Raw genomic sequence first — 16889 nt, 5'->3', positions numbered from 1 at the left:
TCATGATTGGAATCCCAGAAGTTTGGCGGACAGGGCGGTGAGGATTTCGGTCGTCCCGCCGCCGATGCCGAGGATTCTCATGTCCCGGTATTGGCGTTCGACCTCGGATTCGGCCATGTAACCCATGCCGCCGAACAGCTGAACGGCTTGGTGGGCCACCCATTCGCCGGCCTCGACGGCGGTGTTCTTGGCGAAGCACACCTGCGGAATCAGGTTCGTCTCGCCGGCGAGCTGCCGCTCTACCACGCTGCGCGAGTAGACCCGGGCGACGTCGATGCGACGGGCCATCTCGGCCAACGTGTTCTGCACCGATTGGCGCGATATCAATGGGCGTCCGAACGTTTCGCGGTCGCGGCACCATTGCACCGTCAGGTCCAGGCACCGCTGGGCACTCGAATATGCCTGTGCGGCAAGGCCGATGCGTTCGGAAACGAAGGCCTGCGCGATCTGGGCGAAGCCACTGTTTTCGGCGCCGACCAGGTTGGCCACCGGCACGCGGACGTCGGTGTAGGACAGCTCGGCGGTATCCGAGGAGCGCCAGCCCATCTTGTCGAGCTTGCGGCTCACCTCGAAACCTGCCGTGCCCTTCTCGACCACCAGAAGCGAAACCCCGCCCGCGCCGGGGCCTCCGGTGCGCACGGCGGTGACCACATAGTCGGCGCGGACTCCCGAGGTGATGTAAGTCTTGGCGCCGTTGACGATGTAGTGGTCACCGTCGCGAACCGCCGAGGTTCGAAGATGTCCGACGTCGGAACCGCCACCCGGTTCGGTGATGGCGAGTGAACCGATCAGTTCGCCTGCCAGCGTCGGGCGAACGAACGAGTCGATGAGCCGCTGATCGCCCGAGGCGATCATGTGTGGAACCGCGATGCCACATGTGAACAACGACGCGAACACGCCGCCCGGCGCTCCGGCCCGATGCATCTCCTCGCAGATGATCACCGCATCGGCGCCGTCGCCGCCACCACCGCCGACCGATTCGGGGAAGTTCGCACCCAGCAGTCCGGCGGCTCCGGCGCTGCGGTGCAATTCGCGCGGCAGGTCGCCGGTGCGCTCCCACTCGTCGACGTGGGGCAGGATCTCGCGTTCTGCGAACGAGCGCACCGTCTTTCGCAACTGTTCGCGCTCGGGCGTAGTCCAAAGGTTCACAGTAAACTCTCCGGGATGTCGAGGTAGCGGCCGCGGAGCCATTCGCCTAGCCCCTTGGCCTGGGGGTCGAATCGAGCCTGGTATGCGACGCCCTGGCCGAGGATGCCGTCGATGACGAAGTTGACCGCCCGCAGATTCGGCAGCAGGTGGCGGGCGACGTCGAAGTCAGCCGCTTCTGGAAGCAGCTCCTTGAGCAGGTCGACGGTCAACGTGTCGGCCAGCCAACGCCATTGCTCGTCGGTGCGCACCCACACCCCGACATTGGCCGAGCCACCCTTGTCGCCACTGCGGGCGCCGGCGATGCGGCCCAGCGGCACCCGCCGGGCGGGCCCGCCCGGCAACGGTTCGGGAAGCGGTGGCTCGGCGGCGGGGGAGAGCTCGAGAGTTTCTGTGGCGCAAGCGATGTCGACGCGGGTGCCGTCGGCGTGTACCGCAACGTGCGGTACCTGATCGGCGGCGACGTAGCCCGGGGTGAACACCCCGTAGACCTGGCCGTCGCCCGGCGGCGCGGTCACGTGGAATCCCGGATAGCTGGCCAACGCCAATTCGACAGCGGCCGAGGAGAATTGGCGCCCGACGTTGGCCGGGTCGGGATCGCGCACGACGCAGTGCAGCAGCGCGCTGGCGGCTTCTTCGGTGTCGGCGTCGGGGTGGTCGGTGCGGGCCAGCGACCATTGCAGTTCCGCGGGCTTGACGGTGAGCGCGGCGTCGAGTTGCCGGCGCATGAGGTCGGCCTTGGCCTCGATGTCGAGGCCGGTCAGCACGAAAGTCATCGAGTTGCGGAACCCGCCGATGCTGTTCATCGAGACCTTGTAGGTGGGTGGCGGGGCCTCGCCGCGGACCCCGCTGATGCGCACCCGGTCGGGCCCGTCGGACGACAGCTCGACGCTGTCCATCCGCGCGGTGACGTCCGGGTTGGCGTAGCGCGCGCCGGTGATCTCGTAGAGCAGCTGCGCGGTGACGGTGTCGACGCTGACCAGGCCGCCGGTGCCCGGGTGTTTGGTGATCACCGAGGATCCGTCGGCGCTGACCTCGGCCAGGGGGAAGCCGGCGTGGGTGAGGTCGGCGACCTCGGTGAAGAACGAGTAGTTGCCCCCGGTGGCCTGCACCCCGCATTCGATGACGTGGCCGGCGACCACGGCGCCGGCGAGCCTGTCGTAGTCGGTGCGGTCCCAGCCGAAGTGGGCCGCGGCCGCCCCGACGATCACCGAGGCGTCGGTGACGCGGCCGGTGACGACCACGTCGGCGCCGCTGTCGAGGCAGTCGACGATCCCCCAGGCGCCCAGGTATGCGTTCGCGGTCAGCGGGGTGCCCAGCCCGAGTTCGGCGGCGCGCGGCAACAGGTCGTCACCCTCCACGTGGGCGACCCGGGCGTCGATGCCTAGCCGTTCCGTCAGGGCGCGTATCGCATCGGCCAGGCCCGCCGGGTTGAGGCCGCCGGCGTTGGCGACGATGCGGACGCCGCGGTCACTCGCCTCGCCCAGGCAGTCCTCGAGCTGGGTCAGAAAGGTCTTGGCGTAGCCGCGCTCGGGGTGCTTCATCTTGTCGCGGCCCAGGATGAGCATCGTGAGTTCGGCCAGGTAGTCGCCGGTGAGATAGTCGACGTCACCGCCCGTGAGCATCTCGCGCATGGCCGACAGCCGGTCGCCGTAGAAACCCGAACAGTTGGCGATACGGACCGCGCCGGAGCTGCCCAGAGCACCAGAGGCGCCGGACGCAGAGGCCATGCCTGTCCTCCATTCGCGGATTCGACCGATTCGGACCACCCAACCAACCGGTAGGTTAGCGGGTACCGCCGGTGTCACGTCAAGGATGCCTGGTGACTCCCTTGGCGCCGAGATTGCCCATGGGGTCGCACTTCGCCAAAAAGTCACAGCCCTCACGGCAATCTCGGCGAGCCTGCCGGCCGGCGCGGCGCCCATTTTGGCGACAAGCCGACCAGCGACTATCCTGATGTGCGATCGTCGCCCGCCCGATCGGCCCACCGGCCACGCCGCGCGACATGCCGAACTGCAAGTCCCAGATTGAGGAGTCAGGCCCGACCATGGCCGTACCCAAGCGCAGAATGTCGCGCGCGAACACCCGTAGCCGGCGCGCGCAGTGGAAGGCCGAGAAGACCGAACTCGTCGGTGTGACGGTCGCAGGTCAGCGGCACAAAGTGCCCCGCAGGCTGCTCAAGGCGGCCCGCCTCGGTCTGATCGACCTCGACCGCCGCTAGCCCCCCCTCACGGCGCGCCTCTCAGGTCAGTCTCAGGCGGTGGGACGAAACTAGGGGCCGTGCGAATACTGGTCGTCGACGACGATCGCGCAGTGCGCGAGTCGCTGCGTAGGTCACTGTCCTTCAACGGCTACTCGGTTGAGCTGGCCCATGACGGGGTCGAGGCCCTCGAACTGATCGCGAGCGATCGCCCCGACGCGCTCGTCCTGGATGTGATGATGCCGCGCCTGGACGGCCTCGAAGTCTGCCGCCAGCTCCGCAGCACCGGTGACGACCTGCCGATCCTGGTGCTCACGGCGCGCGATTCGGTGTCAGAGCGGGTCGCCGGGCTGGACGCCGGCGCCGACGACTACCTGCCCAAGCCGTTCGCCCTGGAAGAGCTGCTGGCCCGGATGCGCGCGCTGTTGCGCCGCACCAAGCCGGAGGACGACGCGGAATCGGTGGCGATGACGTTCTCCGACCTGACGCTGGACCCGGTGACCCGCGAGGTCACCCGCGGTCAGCGCCGCATCAGCCTGACCCGCACCGAATTCGCGCTGCTGGAGATGCTGATCGCCAATCCGCGCCGGGTGCTCACCCGCAGCCGCATCCTCGAGGAGGTGTGGGGCTTCGACTTCCCCACCTCGGGCAACGCGCTGGAGGTGTACGTGGGCTATCTGCGGCGCAAAACCGAAGCCGATGGGGAGCCGCGGCTGATCCACACAGTGCGCGGCGTGGGCTACGTCCTTCGGGAGACACCCCCGTGACGATGCGGGCCCCTCGATGATCCGGTTTCCCCGGCCTCAACGTCCACCGCTGCGCCCACCGTTGCGCGCAACGCCCTCGTTGTCGTTGCGGTGGCGGGTGATGCTGCTGGCGATGTCAATGGTCGCGATGGTCGTGGTGTTGATGGCCTTCGCCGTCTACGCCGTGATCTCTGCCGCGCTGTACAGCGACATCGACAACCAGCTGCAAAGCCGGGCGCAACTGCTGATCGCCAGCGGCTCGCTGGCCGCGGACCCGGGCAAGGCCATCGAGGGCACCGCGTATTCCGACGTCAACGCGATGCTGGTGAACCCGGGCCACGCGATCTACACCGCCCAGCAGCCGGGCCAGACCCTGCCGGTCGGCGCACCGGAAAAAGCGGTCATCCACGGTGATTTGTTCATGTCGCGCCGTACCGCCGGTGATCAGCGAATTCTTGCCGTGCACCTGCAGAACGGCACGTCGTTGCTGATCTCCAAGAGCCTCAAGCCCACCGAAGCGGTGATGAACCGGCTGCGCTGGGTGCTGCTGATCGTCGGGGGGGTCGGTGTGGCGGTCGCCGCGGTGGCGGGGGGCATGGTCACCAGGGCAGGGCTGCGCCCGGTGGCGCGCTTGACCGAAGCGGCCGAGCGGGTGGCGCGCACCGATGACCTGAGGCCCATCCCCGTGTTCGGCAGTGACGAATTGGCCAGGCTCACCGAGTCGTTCAACCTGATGCTGCGCGCGCTGGCCGAGTCCCGGGAGAGGCAGGCGCGGCTGGTCACCGACGCCGGGCACGAACTGCGCACCCCACTGACGTCGCTGCGAACCAACGTCGAGCTGCTGATGGCCGCGATGGAGCCGGGGGCGCCGCGCCTACCCGAGCAGGAGATGGTCGATCTGCGCGCGGATGTCATCGCGCAGATCGAGGAATTGTCAACGCTGGTAGGCGATTTGGTGGATCTGACCCGTGACGACGCCGGCCAGGTGGTGCACGAGTCCGTCGACGTGTCCGAAGTCATCGATCGCAGCCTGGAGCGAGTCAGGCGGCGGCGCAACGACATTCACTTCGACGTCGACGTGACGCCGTGGCAGACGTACGGCGACGCCGCGGGGCTGTCTCGGGCGGTCCTGAACCTGTTGGACAACGCGGCCAAGTGGAGCCCGCCCGGTGGCCACGTCGGTGTCACTATGCGCCAGCTCGACCCGTCGCACGCCGAGCTGGTGATCGCCGACCACGGCCCCGGCATTCCGCCCCAGGAGCGCCGTCTGGTGTTCGAGCGGTTCTACCGATCGACGACGGCACGCGCCATGCCGGGCTCGGGCCTCGGGCTGGCGATTGTGAAGAAGGTGGTCCTCAACCACGGGGGACTGCTGCGCGTCGAGGACACCGTTCCGGGAGGCCAGCCGCCGGGTACTTCGTTCTATGTCCTGTTGCCCGGCCGGCCGTTACCCGCCCCGACGCACGGCACGCCTGGCGCCGCTGAGCGGCAAGCCGGCCAGGTAGACATCGCGACCGACCCTTCTCGAGCGGCGGCCGGCGATGAGGCGAACTCTCGGGAATCAGCGAACGTTATCTCAGTGGACTCTCAGTCCGCGCGGGCAAGGTAGGTCTGCGGCTACTGTTGGACCCAGCCGTCGACTTGCCGAAACACTGAGATAGAGGAAGAGCGACTTAGCGACATGACGAATGACCCGAGGTATTCGCCACCGCCGCAGCAGCCGGGATACCCCCCCGCGCCCAATCAGACTGCGCCAGTCCCCAGCCATGCGGTGTCCCCAGGTTATGCCCCGGGACAACAGCAGCCGTACAACCAGCAATACGACTGGCGCTATCGGTCGCAGCCCTCGTCGTCGCCGACGACCCAGTTCCGGCCGCCCTACGAGCCCTTCAGCAACACCGGGCCGGGCCGGATCCCCGGCGGAACCGGTGTGGGTCCGATACCGGGAGGCACCGGCGCGGGTCCGATTCCCGGCATGCCGCCGGGCATGCCCATCCCACCGGAGCCCCAAAAGCGTTCTCGCGCAGGCCTTTTGATCGTCGGCGCGTTGGCCGTCGCGGTGGTGTCGGCCGGCATCGGCGGTGCCGCGGCCACCGCGATCGAGCTCGGCACGCACTCGACGGGCAACGGTGGCGGCCGGGTCATCGGGGCGGCGCCCAGTGTCCCGGCCGCGAACATGCCGCCCGGCAGCGTCGAACAAGTCGCCTCCAAAGTGGTGCCCAGCGTCGTGATGCTCGAGACCGACATCGGTCGGGCGTCCGAGGAGGGCTCCGGCATCGTCCTGTCCACCGACGGGCTGATCCTGACCAACAACCACGTGATCGCCGCCGCGGCGGGACCGCCGAAGGGGCCCGGAGGGCCGACCGGCGCTCCGGTGCCTCCCGGCGTACCGGGTGGCCCGGGCGGTGCCGGTGCCGGCGCCCCGACGCCCAAGACGACGGTGACCTTCTCTGACGGCCGCACCGCGCCGTTCACCGTGGTCGGCGCGGACCCCACCAGCGATATCGCCGTGATTCGCGTGCAGGGCATTTCCGGACTCACGCCCATCTCGCTGGGCTCCTCGTCCGACCTGCACGTCGGCCAGCCGGTCGTCGCGATCGGCTCGCCGCTGGGTCTGTCGGGCACCGTCACCACCGGCATCGTCAGCGCGCTGAACCGGCCGGTGTCCACCACCGGTGAGTCGGGCAACCAGAACACCGTGCTGGACGCGATCCAGACCGACGCCGCAATCAACCCCGGTAACTCCGGTGGTGCGCTGGTCAACATGAACGGCCAGCTGGTGGGCGTCAACTCGGCCATCGCCACCCTGGGCGCCGACTCGCCGGACGCCCAGAGCGGTTCGATTGGTCTGGGCTTCGCCATCCCGGTCGATCAGGCCAAGCGCATCGCCGACGAACTGATCGCCAGCGGCAAAGCCTCCCACGCCTCGCTCGGCGTGCAGGTGATGAACGACAAGGGCACCCCCGGTGCCAAGGTCGTCGACGTCGTGGCGGGCGGTGCCGCGGCAGCCGCCGGCGTCCCCAAGAACGTGGTCGTCACCAAGGTCGACGACCGGCCCATCAACAGCGCCGACGCGCTGGTTGCGGCCGTGCGGTCCAAAGCACCCGGCGACAAGATCTCGCTGACGTTCCAGGATCCCGCTGGCGGCGGCAGCCGGACATTGCCGGTCACCCTCGGAAAGGCGGATCAGTAGTGAGAGTGGACGAACCCTCGGCGCCGGGATTGTCTGAGCTCGGATATACGGTTGCCTCCATGGAAACGGGCGCGGAACTGGTAGTTGGCCGGGCTTTGGTTGTGGTGGTCGACGATCGCACCGCTCATGGGGACGAGGACCACAGCGGTCCGCTGGTGACCGAACTGCTGACCGAGGCGGGATTCGTCGTCGACGGGGTGGTCGCCGTCGCCGCCGACGAGGTCGAGATCCGCAACGCCCTGAACACCGCGGTGATCGGCGGGGTCGACCTGGTCGTCTCGGTCGGCGGGACGGGCGTCACCCCCCGCGACGTAACCCCGGAGGCCACCCGCGAGATCCTGGACCGCGAAATCCTCGGCATCGCAGAGGCAATCCGCGGCTCGGGGCTGTCGGCGGGGATCATCGACGCCGGATTGTCACGCGGTCTGGCCGGGGTGTCCGGCAGCACGTTGGTGGTCAACCTGGCGGGCTCCCGCTACGCGGTGCGCGACGGGATGGCGACGCTGAACCCGTTGGCGGCCCAGATCATCGGGCAACTGTCGAGCCTGGAGATCTAAGACCGCGCCGAGAGGTGCGCCCCGCGGCAAGCCGACGCGGTTACTTCGATTCGGCTTCCGCGCGGGGCCCGTGCTCGGGTGGAGGCGTGGTGGTCACACTGCCGTGCTTGCCCGGCGCGTCGCCGTTGGTCTGCGCGAGCAGGTCGCGGATCTCCTTGAGCAGGACGACCTGCGCGTCGTCCGCCGGCTCGACCTCACCGCGTTTGCGCAATGTGGTGTACGGGAGCACGACCAGGAAGTAGACGACCGCCGCGATGATCACGAAGTTGATGGCGGCTGACAGGACTTCGTTCAGATCGATGGTCTGGCCGCCACCGATGCCGATCCGCAGGACGCCGAGGTCGGACTTCTGGTTGACCCCGATCCGGTTGATCAACGGCTTGATGATGGCGTTGGTGAAAGTCGTGACGAGTGCGGTGAACGCGGTACCGATGACCACCGCGGTAGACAGGTCGATGATGTTGCCCCGGGAGAGAAACTCCTTGAACCCTTTGAGCATTGAGACGCCTTTCTGGGACTGGACAGAATCTGCTGTCGGCTGGCGGACCAGCGACGGCCAGGCACTCAGTGCAGGGTGAGCGTGACGGTCTGGCCCAGCGCCGACCCTGCTACCGCGTTCGCCACACGAGCCGGCAGCGCAACTAACACTACGCGGTCGGCATCGGCGGCCTGAATCTTTTCTTTGGCCGACACGAGCACCACCACGGCGTCGGTGGCCACCACCTTGGGGGCGGCGTGCGAATTGTCCGGCGCGCTGGCGGCCGGCGCGGCCAGGACGTCGACCACGTCCCCGACCCGCACGAGGTCGATCAGGGCGGCATCGGCCAGATGCAGCGGCACGATGCGAGCGCCCGGCCCCGCCTTTGACCCGACTGCGGCCTCCGCCAACCGGCTTCCCAACAACCGGACGTCGGTGATGACCTCGCCGCGTCGTGTCGGGCCGGTCAGCGTCGAACCCACCACCGCGCCCAGGTCGGCTCGCGCCCCGTCGGGAACGGTTGCGGTCAAACGCTTTTCGAGTCGAACATCAGCGGGAGTCAACCCGACACCGGGACGAAGGTCATGGTCGGCCACCACGACTTGTGCGTAGTCACCGGCGGGATTGGAGCGCAGCGTCGCGATTGCGGCCAGCACGACCAGCCCGCCCGCGGCGACTCGGCGTGCCAGCACGGTGCGAGTCCAGTCTGGGCGCAGCCACAGCGACAGCCGGGTCAATAGGCTTGGGTTCAGCGATGATTCGCCCACGTCGCAACGGTAGGCGCAACCCGGCGCCCGGGCTCACGGCCGGCAACGCCGGTGTGGATAACCGTCAGCTGGTCGCGGCGGCCGTCGATGTTGCCGAACTGCTGCTCGACTTGTCGCTCGAGCTGGAGCTGGACTTCTCGCCCGAGCCGGAGCCCGACGTTTCGCTGGAGGCCGAGCTGCTTGATCCCGAGTCGCTCGACGAGGAGCCGTTGCTCGAACTCGACGATTTCTTGCCCGACTCGCGGCTGTCGGTGCGGTAGAAGCCGCTGCCCTTGAACACCACGCCGACGGAGTTGAAGCGCTTGCGCAGCCGCCCGGAGCAGCGTTCGCACGTGGTCAGCGCGTCGTCGGTGAAGGCTTGCACGATGTCGAAGCGATCGTCGCACTCGGTGCACTGATAGCTGTAAGTCGGCACAAAAACCTCCGGATGATCACAAACCTGGTTAGCACTCTAGCGTCTCAAGTGCTAGAACCGCCACGTGACATGACTCATTCCCATCAGGGGCCGGCGAGGTCGATCAATCCCTGTCGTGGTGTGAGCGCGTGGGTCATGGGGACGTCGTGCGGCTCGGCCGGTAATTCGTCGAGCACCTCCGTGTCCCGAACGACCGCGATCAGCCGCGCGCGTGGGCGCCGAAGTCCCAGAGAGCGGTCGTAGAAGCCCCGGCCCCGGCCCAGCCGCACGCCGCGCCGGTCCACGGCAAGCGCCGGCACCAGCACCACGCCGGCTTGCGCCAGGGCCGACGCCGGCAGCCAGGGCTCCGGCGGTTCGAGCAGCCCCCACCGCCCGGTGGTCAGGGTGTCGGGCCGGTATTCGCCCCAGGACAGCGGCAGCGGCGCGTTGTCAGCGGTTGTGCGCGCGACCGGCAGCAGGACCCGTCCGGCGCGCCGCAGCAACGTATCGAGCATGTCGATTGACCCCGGCTCGGTGCCCACCGGCACGTAGGCGCAGACCGTGCTGTCGCTGGTCACAATGCTTTCCAGGGCTTCCAGTCGCGCGCATACCTGCTGCGCCTCGGCGACGCGAACGTCGTCGGCAACCTGACGCCGGGCGGCGAGAAGCTGGTCGCGCAGCGCGGCTTTGCCGGTGGTCGCCATGCGTCAACCATGACAGCCAGGTCTTCGGACGCGCCACAGCGACTCGGCCGAGCCGATGCGGGTTATCGTGTGAATAATGTCAAGCCCAAACGTGGTGGTGCCACGCACTGCGGTCGTGCCCGCCGCGGGTCTCGGGACCCGCTTCTTGCCGGCGACCAAAACGGTCCCCAAGGAGCTGTTGCCGGTTGTCGACACGCCGGGCATCGAACTGGTGGCCGCCGAGGCGGCCGAGGCCGGCGCCGAGCGGCTGGTGATCATCACCTCCGAGGGCAAGGATGGCGTCGTCGCGCACTTCGTCGAGGACCTAGTGCTGGAAAGCACGTTGGAGGAACGCGGCAAGACGGCGATGCTCGACAAAGTCCGCCGCGCGCCGCAGCTGATCAAGGTCGAGTCCGTGGTACAGAGCGAGCCGCTGGGGCTGGGGCACGCGATCGGCTGCGTGGAGTCGCGGCTGGCTGACGACGAGGACGCCCTCGCGGTGTTGCTGCCCGACGACCTGGTGCTGCCCACCGGCGTGCTGGGCACGATGTCGAAGGTCCGCGCGCACTACGGCGGCACGGTGTTGTGCGCCATCGAGGTGACACCCGAGGAGGTCAGCGCCTACGGCGTTTTCGATGTCGAACCCATTCCCGACGACGACAATCCCGACGTGCTCAAGGTCAACGGCATGGTCGAGAAGCCTCCGGCCGGGGACGCGCCGTCGCTGTTCGCCGCGGCCGGCCGTTACGTGCTCGACCGCGCCATCTTCGATGCGTTGCGCCGCATCGAGCGTGGGGCCGGCGGCGAAGTACAGCTCACCGACGGGATCGCCTTGCTGATCGAGGAGGGCCACCCGGTGCACGTGGTCGTGCATCGCGGATCTCGACACGACTTGGGAAATCCCGGCGGCTACCTCAAGGCTGCGGTTGACTTTGCATTGGATCGTGACGACTACGGCCCGGATTTGCGGCAGTGGTTGGTAGCGCGATTGGGCCTGGCCGAACACTAGCCGGGCGGTCACCCGGCTGGCGGAGGCCGGCGGAGCGCGTAGCGGTCCCGGGCGGGGATGCCCCGCCTGCGCAGTGAGCGGGTCGCCCGATGCGCGGCGCCCGCCGGGTTTGAGGGCAGAGAGGCGCGCTGTGCGTTCGGTGGAAGAGCAGCAGGCCCGGATCACGGCGGCCGCGGTGGCCCCGCGGCCGATACGTGTGGCGATCGCCGAGGCGCAGGGACTGATGTGCGCCGAGGAGGTGGTGACCGAACGCCCGATGCCCGGGTTCGATCAGGCCGCGATCGACGGGTACGCGGTGCGCAGCGTCGACGTGATCGGTGTCGGCGAGGTGGGCAGTGAACGTCTGCCGGGACCGTTCGACGATTCCGGCGAGGGCAACGGGCGCGAGGGCCTGGTGCTGCCGGTGATGGGCACCGTCGAGGCCGGTTCGCGCACGCCTAGCCGGTTGCAGCCGCGCCAGGCCGTGCGCGTGCAGACCGGGGCCCCCTTGCCGACCCTGGCCGACGCGGTCCTGCCGCTGCGCTGGACCGATGGCGGGACCCAGCGGGTGCGGATTCTGCGGGGCGCCCCGTCGGGCGCCTACGTGCGCCGCGCCGGCGACGACGTCCAGCCCGGCGACGTGGCGGTGCGGTCCGGGACGGTGATCGGCGCGGCGCAGGTCGGGCTGCTGGCCGCGGTCGGCCGCGAACGGGTGTTGGTGCACCCACGTCCTCGGGTGACGATCATGGCGCTGGGCGGCGAGCTGGTCGACATCTCGCGTACCCCAGGCAACGGGCAGGTCTACGACGTGAACTCCTACGCGCTGGCGGCCGCGGCCCGCGATGCGGGCGCAGAGGTCAACCGCGTCGGCATCGTCAGCGGCGGCCCCCGCGAACTCCGCGAGATCGTCGAGGGCCAGATCAATCGAGCCGAGGTGATCGTGATCGCCGGCGCGGTCGGGGGCGCCGCGACCGAGGCGGTGCGCCAGGTGCTCGCCGAGCTCGGCGAGTTGGAGGTCGTGCGGGTCGCCATGCATCCGGGATCCATCCAGGGTTTCGGGCAGCTGGGCCGCGAGGGCGTTCCGACGTTCCTGTTGCCGGCAAACCCGGTGAGCGCGCTTGTGGTTTTCGAGGTGATGGTCCGCCCCTTGATTCGGTTGTCGCTGGGCAAGCGTCAGCCGATGCGCCGCATCGTGCAGGCGCGCACGCTGTCACCCATCACGTCGGTGGCCGGGCGCAAGGGCTTCCTGCGCGGCCAGCTGATGCGCGACCAGGACAGCGGCGAGTATCTGGTGCAGGCGCTCGGCGGCGGCCCGGGCGCGTCGTCGCACCTGCTGGCCACCCTCGCCGAAGCGAACTGTCTGGTCGTGGTGCCCAGCGGCGCCGAGCAGATTCGCACCGGCGAGATCGTCGACGTCGCCTTCCTGGCTCAGCGCGGCTGAGCGAAAAGACTGCGTACCCGGTGAACCTGTTGCGCTCCAATTCCCGTCATCCCGGTTGGCCCATGAGCGTTGGCCCGCTTCGGGTTTCGGCCGGCGTCGTCCGGTTGCGGGCGGTGCGGCTGCGCGATGGCGCGCAGTGGAGCCGGATCCGGCTGACCGATCGCGCGCATCTGGAACCGTGGGAGCCCAGTTCCGAGGGCGATTGGACGACTCGCCACGCGGTGGCGGCGTGGCCGGCGTTGTGTTCTGGTTTGCGTGCGGAGGCGCGGCAGGGGCGGATGCTGCCTTACGTCATCGAACTCGACGGCCAGTTCTGTGGCCAGCTGACCATCGGCAACGTCACCCACGGTGCGTTGCGTTCGGCGTGGATCGGCTACTGGGTGCCGCGCTCGGCCACCGGCGGCGGCGTCGCGACCGCGGCTTTGGCGCTGGGCCTGGATCACTGTTTCGGCCCGGTGATGTTGCATCGCGTCGAGGCCACCGTGCGCCCGGAAAACGCCGCGAGCCGCGCGGTGCTGGCAAAAGTCGGGTTCCGCCAGGAAGGCCTATTGCAGCGCTACCTGGAAGTCGACAAGGCGTGGCGGGATCATCTGCTGATGGCCATCACCGCCGAAGAAGTGAGCGGATCGGTGGCATCGACGCTGGTGCGCGCCGGGAACGCCAGCTGGGTGTGACCCTGGCCGTTGCGAGGCCGTCCGCTCCCAGGGTCTCCCGCGGCGGCCGAGGAGTCCAAATCGTTGCCGTTCTGGGACTGGCGCGACACGAGTGACTCATGGTGCTTGTGAGAGGCAAATTACAGGTGTGTAATTGTCCTGGTCAGTTGGACCCGGCCGCGTCGGCCAGAGATGGGCTTCGCGGGCGATGGACACCGAAGAGAGCAGGTCAACATGCCAAGCATCCCGCAGTCATTGTTGTGGATATCGCTCGTGGTGCTATGGCTGTTCGTCTTGGTGCCGATGCTCGTGAGCAAACGCGACGCGGTGCGGCGCACCAGCGACGTGGCGTTGGCGACCCGGGTGCTCAACGGCGGGGGCAACTCCCGGCTGATCAAGCGCAGCGGTCCGGCCGCCGGGCATCGCAGCGACCCCGACTGGACGCCGCCGCAAGACTCGACCGACACCGACCTCGACGACGAACGCTTTTCCGAGGACGAGGACCGCGACCATGATGTGGCGGACGACGCCGACACCGACGAGCTGAGCCGCCAGCGCCCGGTCGCGATGCGGATGGCGGTCGCCGAGCCGACCGAACCCGACTACCTCGATGTCGACGTCGTCGAGGACTCTCACGTACTTCCGGTGGGCGCCAGTGGTTCTGCTGCCGAGGCGGACACGGCCGACGTCGAACCCGTCGAAGGCGACGAGGCCGACACCGAGGCCGTCGCCGAGCGCGGCGGCGAGGACGAGGACCGCTACGAGTACATCGAGGACTCGTCCGGTTTGGAGCCCGCGGCCGAGGGTGAGGACGCCGACGACGAGGCGCCGGCGCCGATGCCGCGCAACGCCGCACGGCGGCGCCGGTTCGACACCAAGACCGCGGCCGCGGTCAGCGCGCGCAAGTACGCCTTCCGCAAGAAGGTCCTGATCGCGATGGCGCTCGTGCTGATCGGCTCGGCCACCGCGGCCTTCAAGGTCTCGCCGGCGGCCTGGTGGGCGTGCGGCAGCGCCACCGCGATCACCCTGCTCTACCTGGGTTACCTCCGCCGCCAGACGCGCATCGAGGAGAAGGTGCGGCACCGCCGGATGAAGCGGATGGCGCGGGCGCGACTCGGCGTGGAGAACGCCTACGACCGCGACTACGACGTGATCCCGTCGCGGCTGCGGCGCCCCGGCGCGGTGGTCCTGGAGATCGACGACGAGGACCCCGTCTTCGAGCACCTGGACTACGCGATGGCGATGCGGACCTTCGGCTGGCCCCGGGACCTGCCGCGCGCGGTCGGCGAGTAGCGCTCGCAGTTCGGCGGTTGGTGCCGCGGCTGGTAGCCTGCTAGCGGTCAGGGGCTATGGCGCAGTTGGTAGCGCGACTCGTTCGCATCGAGTAGGTCAGGGGTTCGATTCCCCTTAGCTCCACAGAAGAAAGTCCAGCTAGATACGGTATTTAACCGTTAGCTGGTGACGCGGATTCGGCCGCCCCGGCCGGCAGCGGGCCCGCAACGACTCGCTCTAACTCACGAAAATGGTGCGCTCGCGCGGCATTCCGGCATACCGCTTCTGCACTGCGCCGCAAACAGGGGCGCTGCTGGTGCAGCCACTGCATGCCAAACTAGATCATTGTGGTGGCCCTCGACCCGACAGTCGCGCTGGAAACATGCGAGAACGCTCTACGGCAACTCATGACGCACGCATACCGCGACGCCTACGGCGATGACTGGCTCGACCGAATCACCACAGAAGACCAGAGAAACGAATGGGCTGGCCGCGCTGCGACTGAACAGACAACGCGTAAAGGGGTGGCGGTCGTTCCGTCCGTCGGGCTTGCATACGCCAATTTCTATGACCTACTCAGCTTCGTCGAGAAGCATTGGCAGCCGCTGGCCCCGGCTCTCGGTAAGAGGGCTTCGACAGTGGCTCTGCTCAAACGGTTTGACAACCTCCGTAACACGGTCGCCCACCACCGGGAACTTGTCACCTTCGAAAAGGAGCTGTACTCGGGGATTGCCGGACAAATCAGGAATCAGGTGACGATCTTCATGACCACACAAGACCCGGCGGGAGACCACTACCCCCGAATCGAGTCAATAATCGATTCATTCGGCAACACCTACAACGGCGAGGCACCTGACCAGATAAACCACGACATTGTTACCGCGATTGTGCTGCATCCGGGGGACCTCGTAACCTTCACCGCGACCGCGTTTGATGCCCAAGATCGCGATTTGCGCTTTGAACTGCGGGCGAGTCTTCTAGGCATAGAACCACGGCAGAAGGTGCTTGAAAAAGCCGGTCGTCCAGTCGAACTCACTTGGCATGTGACCGACGACGAGGTCGGGACATTCCAAGCAATGGGCGTTTATCTGTACGCCGAAGGCACCAAATATCATCGGCACACCCAGTACGACTATTCAGTGCGATTCGCGTACCGGGTCGATCCACCGATTTAGAGGTTAGAACTGGTCGAACCGGCTTCCACCCATCACGCGTTCGCGTTCTTGGCAGCCTTGGTGGCCGACTGTATCGCCGCATCCAACTCCACGTCCGTCATACGGCGACAACCGGAGCACCGGCGATTGTTGCCGAGGGTGAGCAGAAGCCGGAGCTGGTCTACACAACTGACCAAATCACTGTTTCTGCAAAGAAACTCGCGGCACACACTGGTGTGTCGTGGGAAATTCTGTCCGATTGGGACCGGTTCGTGACCTACGTGCAGCAGGAGTTGACACGGCAGGTAATCAACACCGAGAACGCGGAACTGATCGCGGGCGACGGAACTACGGCTCGTCTGACCGGGTTCCTTTCCACGACAGGCATTCTCACCGCGACCATCGGCGCCGACACGGCCCTGGATGCGGTGTAGAAGGCGATAGCGTCGCTGCGAACCGGTGCGGCGCTGGCCGAGGCGAATCTTGTTGTGCTGCATCCGCCCACGTTCTCAGCGGTGCGCAGGTGCAAGGACACGCAGGGGCGCTACCTGCTCAACGCCGACCCGAGCGCCGAGCAGGCTAATCAGGTCTGGGGCATCGACGTTATTGCTACCACGCAAATTGCGGCCGGGACGGCGCTTGTGTTGGACACCAACAAGTTCGGGTTCGTGGTGCTGCGAGAGTCGATCACGTTGCGGACCGGCACGGACGGCAACGACTTCACGTCGAACATCGTGCGGTTCGTCTGCGAGGAACGGCTGAACCTCGCGGTCGAAAGGCCAAGTGCTGTACTGAAACTCACCGGTCTGCCCACGTCGTAGCAGCGAAGCATATAGCGATAGGAGCAAATCATGGCGAAAGTGAGAGTGGCGCAAGGGTTCCAGTGCGTCCACGACGGGGAAGTATTCGACAGTGGCGACACCGCCGACGTGCCCGATGCGGTGGCACAACGGTGGGTCGCCGAGGGTTGGGCGTCCGGGGCAGCACCCAAGTCGAAAGGTTCGCACCGATGAACGACACGTCGAAAGTTTATGCGCGCCGACATATCGAACGGCACAACGGCCGTGAAGTCACGGTGACACGGCTAGAGACGCCACTGGCCGATCAGCGCGCCATCGAGTCTGGGAAATCGAAAGGCTGGCAACAGTTCTAAACGTGCCAGGCTCGAATCGCTTCGGCCTGGCACGTTTAGCCATGTGAGTCAGATGCTCACACTG

18 protein-coding genes, 1 tRNA gene and 1 pseudogene are annotated in these 16889 nt (G+C 67.6%); 14 read left to right on the top strand and 6 right to left on the bottom strand.

Features of this window, described 5'->3' with window-relative positions:
- Both AC5Y4T_RS07205 and AC5Y4T_RS07200 read right to left on the bottom strand, forming a co-directional pair.
- Positions 1 to 1149 carry an acyl-CoA dehydrogenase family protein gene (locus AC5Y4T_RS07205; protein ID WP_499952535.1) on the bottom strand — a complete coding sequence of 383 codons (1149 nt, stop codon included), beginning with the start codon at positions 1147 to 1149 and terminating at the stop codon, positions 1 to 3.
- Entirely contained in the window at positions 1146 to 2876 is a 1731-nt protein-coding gene (locus AC5Y4T_RS07200) for an acyclic terpene utilization AtuA family protein (RefSeq protein ID WP_499952534.1), read from the bottom strand. The genes AC5Y4T_RS07205 and AC5Y4T_RS07200 overlap by 4 nt, the downstream gene beginning before the upstream one ends.
- A 317-nt stretch (positions 2877 to 3193) precedes the next feature.
- Here AC5Y4T_RS07200 and rpmF point away from each other — a divergent pair, with 317 nt between their 5' ends.
- The 5 genes from rpmF (at position 3194) to AC5Y4T_RS07175 (ending at position 7842) form a co-directional block, all read left to right on the top strand.
- Complete coding sequence (gene rpmF, locus AC5Y4T_RS07195; protein ID WP_003872812.1) at positions 3194 to 3367, top strand: 50S ribosomal protein L32; 174 nt, start codon at positions 3194 to 3196, stop codon at positions 3365 to 3367.
- A gap of 59 nt (positions 3368 to 3426) precedes the next feature.
- Positions 3427 to 4113: a two-component system response regulator MprA gene (gene mprA, locus AC5Y4T_RS07190; protein ID WP_067930060.1), complete on the top strand. Its 687-nt coding sequence runs from the start codon at positions 3427 to 3429 to the stop codon at positions 4111 to 4113.
- Positions 4114 to 4129: 16 nt separating this feature from the next.
- Positions 4130 to 5701, top strand: a complete 1572-nt coding sequence (locus AC5Y4T_RS07185) for a HAMP domain-containing sensor histidine kinase (RefSeq protein WP_499952533.1) — start codon at positions 4130 to 4132, stop codon at positions 5699 to 5701.
- 72 nt (positions 5702 to 5773) lie between these two features.
- A complete protein-coding gene (locus tag AC5Y4T_RS07180) occupies positions 5774 to 7285 on the top strand; it encodes a S1C family serine protease (protein WP_499950886.1) in 1512 nt (503 codons plus the stop codon).
- Positions 7286 to 7344: 59 nt separating this feature from the next.
- A complete protein-coding gene (locus AC5Y4T_RS07175; RefSeq protein WP_008254072.1) occupies positions 7345 to 7842 on the top strand; it encodes a MogA/MoaB family molybdenum cofactor biosynthesis protein in 498 nt (165 codons plus the stop codon).
- Positions 7843 to 7882: 40 nt separating this feature from the next.
- Here the strand turns inward: AC5Y4T_RS07175 and mscL are convergent, their stop codons facing one another.
- The 4 genes from mscL to AC5Y4T_RS07155 all read right to left on the bottom strand — a co-directional run bounded on the left by mscL (position 7883) and on the right by AC5Y4T_RS07155 (position 10185).
- Complete coding sequence (mscL, locus tag AC5Y4T_RS07170; protein ID WP_499950885.1) at positions 7883 to 8341, bottom strand: large-conductance mechanosensitive channel protein MscL; 459 nt, start codon at positions 8339 to 8341, stop codon at positions 7883 to 7885.
- A gap of 65 nt (positions 8342 to 8406) precedes the next feature.
- Positions 8407 to 9087 (bottom strand): SAF domain-containing protein, encoded by a 681-nt coding sequence (locus tag AC5Y4T_RS07165; protein WP_499952532.1) that lies wholly within the window; start codon positions 9085 to 9087, stop codon positions 8407 to 8409.
- 64 nt (positions 9088 to 9151) lie between these two features.
- Positions 9152 to 9502, bottom strand: a complete 351-nt coding sequence (locus tag AC5Y4T_RS07160; protein WP_499918462.1) for an FmdB family zinc ribbon protein — start codon at positions 9500 to 9502, stop codon at positions 9152 to 9154.
- Between the two features lie 83 nt (positions 9503 to 9585).
- Positions 9586 to 10185, bottom strand: coding sequence for a 5-formyltetrahydrofolate cyclo-ligase (locus AC5Y4T_RS07155; RefSeq protein WP_499952531.1), 600 nt, complete (start codon positions 10183 to 10185; stop codon positions 9586 to 9588).
- A 76-nt stretch (positions 10186 to 10261) separates the two neighbouring features.
- Here AC5Y4T_RS07155 and AC5Y4T_RS07150 point away from each other — a divergent pair, with 76 nt between their 5' ends.
- From AC5Y4T_RS07150 to AC5Y4T_RS07110, 9 genes and pseudogenes are all read left to right on the top strand, one after another.
- Positions 10262 to 11173 carry a UTP--glucose-1-phosphate uridylyltransferase gene (locus AC5Y4T_RS07150; protein ID WP_499952530.1) on the top strand — a complete coding sequence of 304 codons (912 nt, stop codon included), beginning with the start codon at positions 10262 to 10264 and terminating at the stop codon, positions 11171 to 11173.
- 130 nt (positions 11174 to 11303) lie between these two features.
- Complete coding sequence (glp, locus tag AC5Y4T_RS07145) at positions 11304 to 12593, top strand: molybdotransferase-like divisome protein Glp (RefSeq protein ID WP_499918458.1); 1290 nt, start codon at positions 11304 to 11306, stop codon at positions 12591 to 12593.
- A 20-nt stretch (positions 12594 to 12613) separates the two neighbouring features.
- Positions 12614 to 13267: a GNAT family N-acetyltransferase gene (locus tag AC5Y4T_RS07140; RefSeq protein ID WP_499918457.1), complete on the top strand. Its 654-nt coding sequence runs from the start codon at positions 12614 to 12616 to the stop codon at positions 13265 to 13267.
- Between the two features lie 213 nt (positions 13268 to 13480).
- Positions 13481 to 14539 (top strand): divisome protein SepX/GlpR, encoded by a 1059-nt coding sequence (gene sepX, locus AC5Y4T_RS07135; protein WP_499918456.1) that lies wholly within the window; start codon positions 13481 to 13483, stop codon positions 14537 to 14539.
- Between the two features lie 50 nt (positions 14540 to 14589).
- Positions 14590 to 14662 (top strand) — tRNA-Ala (locus AC5Y4T_RS07130).
- 203 nt (positions 14663 to 14865) lie between these two features.
- Positions 14866 to 15693 carry a hypothetical protein gene (locus AC5Y4T_RS07125; protein ID WP_499918455.1) on the top strand — a complete coding sequence of 276 codons (828 nt, stop codon included), beginning with the start codon at positions 14866 to 14868 and terminating at the stop codon, positions 15691 to 15693.
- A pseudogene (locus tag AC5Y4T_RS07120) lies at positions 15585 to 16493 on the top strand (phage major capsid protein). The gene AC5Y4T_RS07125 and the pseudogene AC5Y4T_RS07120 overlap by 109 nt, the downstream one beginning before the upstream one ends.
- A gap of 30 nt (positions 16494 to 16523) precedes the next feature.
- Positions 16524 to 16685 (top strand): hypothetical protein, encoded by a 162-nt coding sequence (locus AC5Y4T_RS07115; protein ID WP_499918454.1) that lies wholly within the window; start codon positions 16524 to 16526, stop codon positions 16683 to 16685.
- On the top strand, positions 16682 to 16825 hold the full coding sequence (locus AC5Y4T_RS07110) for a hypothetical protein (protein WP_499918453.1): 144 nt from the start codon (positions 16682 to 16684) through the stop codon (positions 16823 to 16825). The genes AC5Y4T_RS07115 and AC5Y4T_RS07110 overlap by 4 nt, the downstream gene beginning before the upstream one ends.
- The last annotated feature ends 64 nt before the right edge of the window (positions 16826 to 16889 follow it).

The organism is Mycobacterium sp. NGS11, assembly GCF_059813315.1.
This window is presented reverse-complemented; position numbering and strand designations above follow the sequence as displayed.

Bases quoted from the DNA above. Each gene is read 5' to 3' on its own strand.
- AC5Y4T_RS07200 (WP_499952534.1), bottom strand. From the start codon at position 2,876: ATGGCCTCTGCGTCCGGCGCCTCTGGTGCTCTGGGCAGCTCCGGCGCG.
- rpmF (WP_003872812.1), top strand. From the start codon at position 3,194: ATGGCCGTACCCAAGCGCAGAATGTCGCGCGCGAACACCCGTAGCCGG.
- AC5Y4T_RS07185 (WP_499952533.1), top strand. From the start codon at position 4,130: ATGATCCGGTTTCCCCGGCCTCAACGTCCACCGCTGCGCCCACCGTTG.
- AC5Y4T_RS07180 (WP_499950886.1), top strand. From the start codon at position 5,774: ATGACGAATGACCCGAGGTATTCGCCACCGCCGCAGCAGCCGGGATAC.
- AC5Y4T_RS07175 (WP_008254072.1), top strand. From the start codon at position 7,345: ATGGAAACGGGCGCGGAACTGGTAGTTGGCCGGGCTTTGGTTGTGGTG.
- mscL (WP_499950885.1), bottom strand. From the start codon at position 8,341: ATGCTCAAAGGGTTCAAGGAGTTTCTCTCCCGGGGCAACATCATCGAC.
- AC5Y4T_RS07155 (WP_499952531.1), bottom strand. From the start codon at position 10,185: ATGGCGACCACCGGCAAAGCCGCGCTGCGCGACCAGCTTCTCGCCGCC.
- AC5Y4T_RS07150 (WP_499952530.1), top strand. From the start codon at position 10,262: ATGTCAAGCCCAAACGTGGTGGTGCCACGCACTGCGGTCGTGCCCGCC.
- sepX (WP_499918456.1), top strand. From the start codon at position 13,481: ATGCCAAGCATCCCGCAGTCATTGTTGTGGATATCGCTCGTGGTGCTA.
- AC5Y4T_RS07115 (WP_499918454.1), top strand. From the start codon at position 16,524: ATGGCGAAAGTGAGAGTGGCGCAAGGGTTCCAGTGCGTCCACGACGGG.
- AC5Y4T_RS07110 (WP_499918453.1), top strand. From the start codon at position 16,682: ATGAACGACACGTCGAAAGTTTATGCGCGCCGACATATCGAACGGCAC.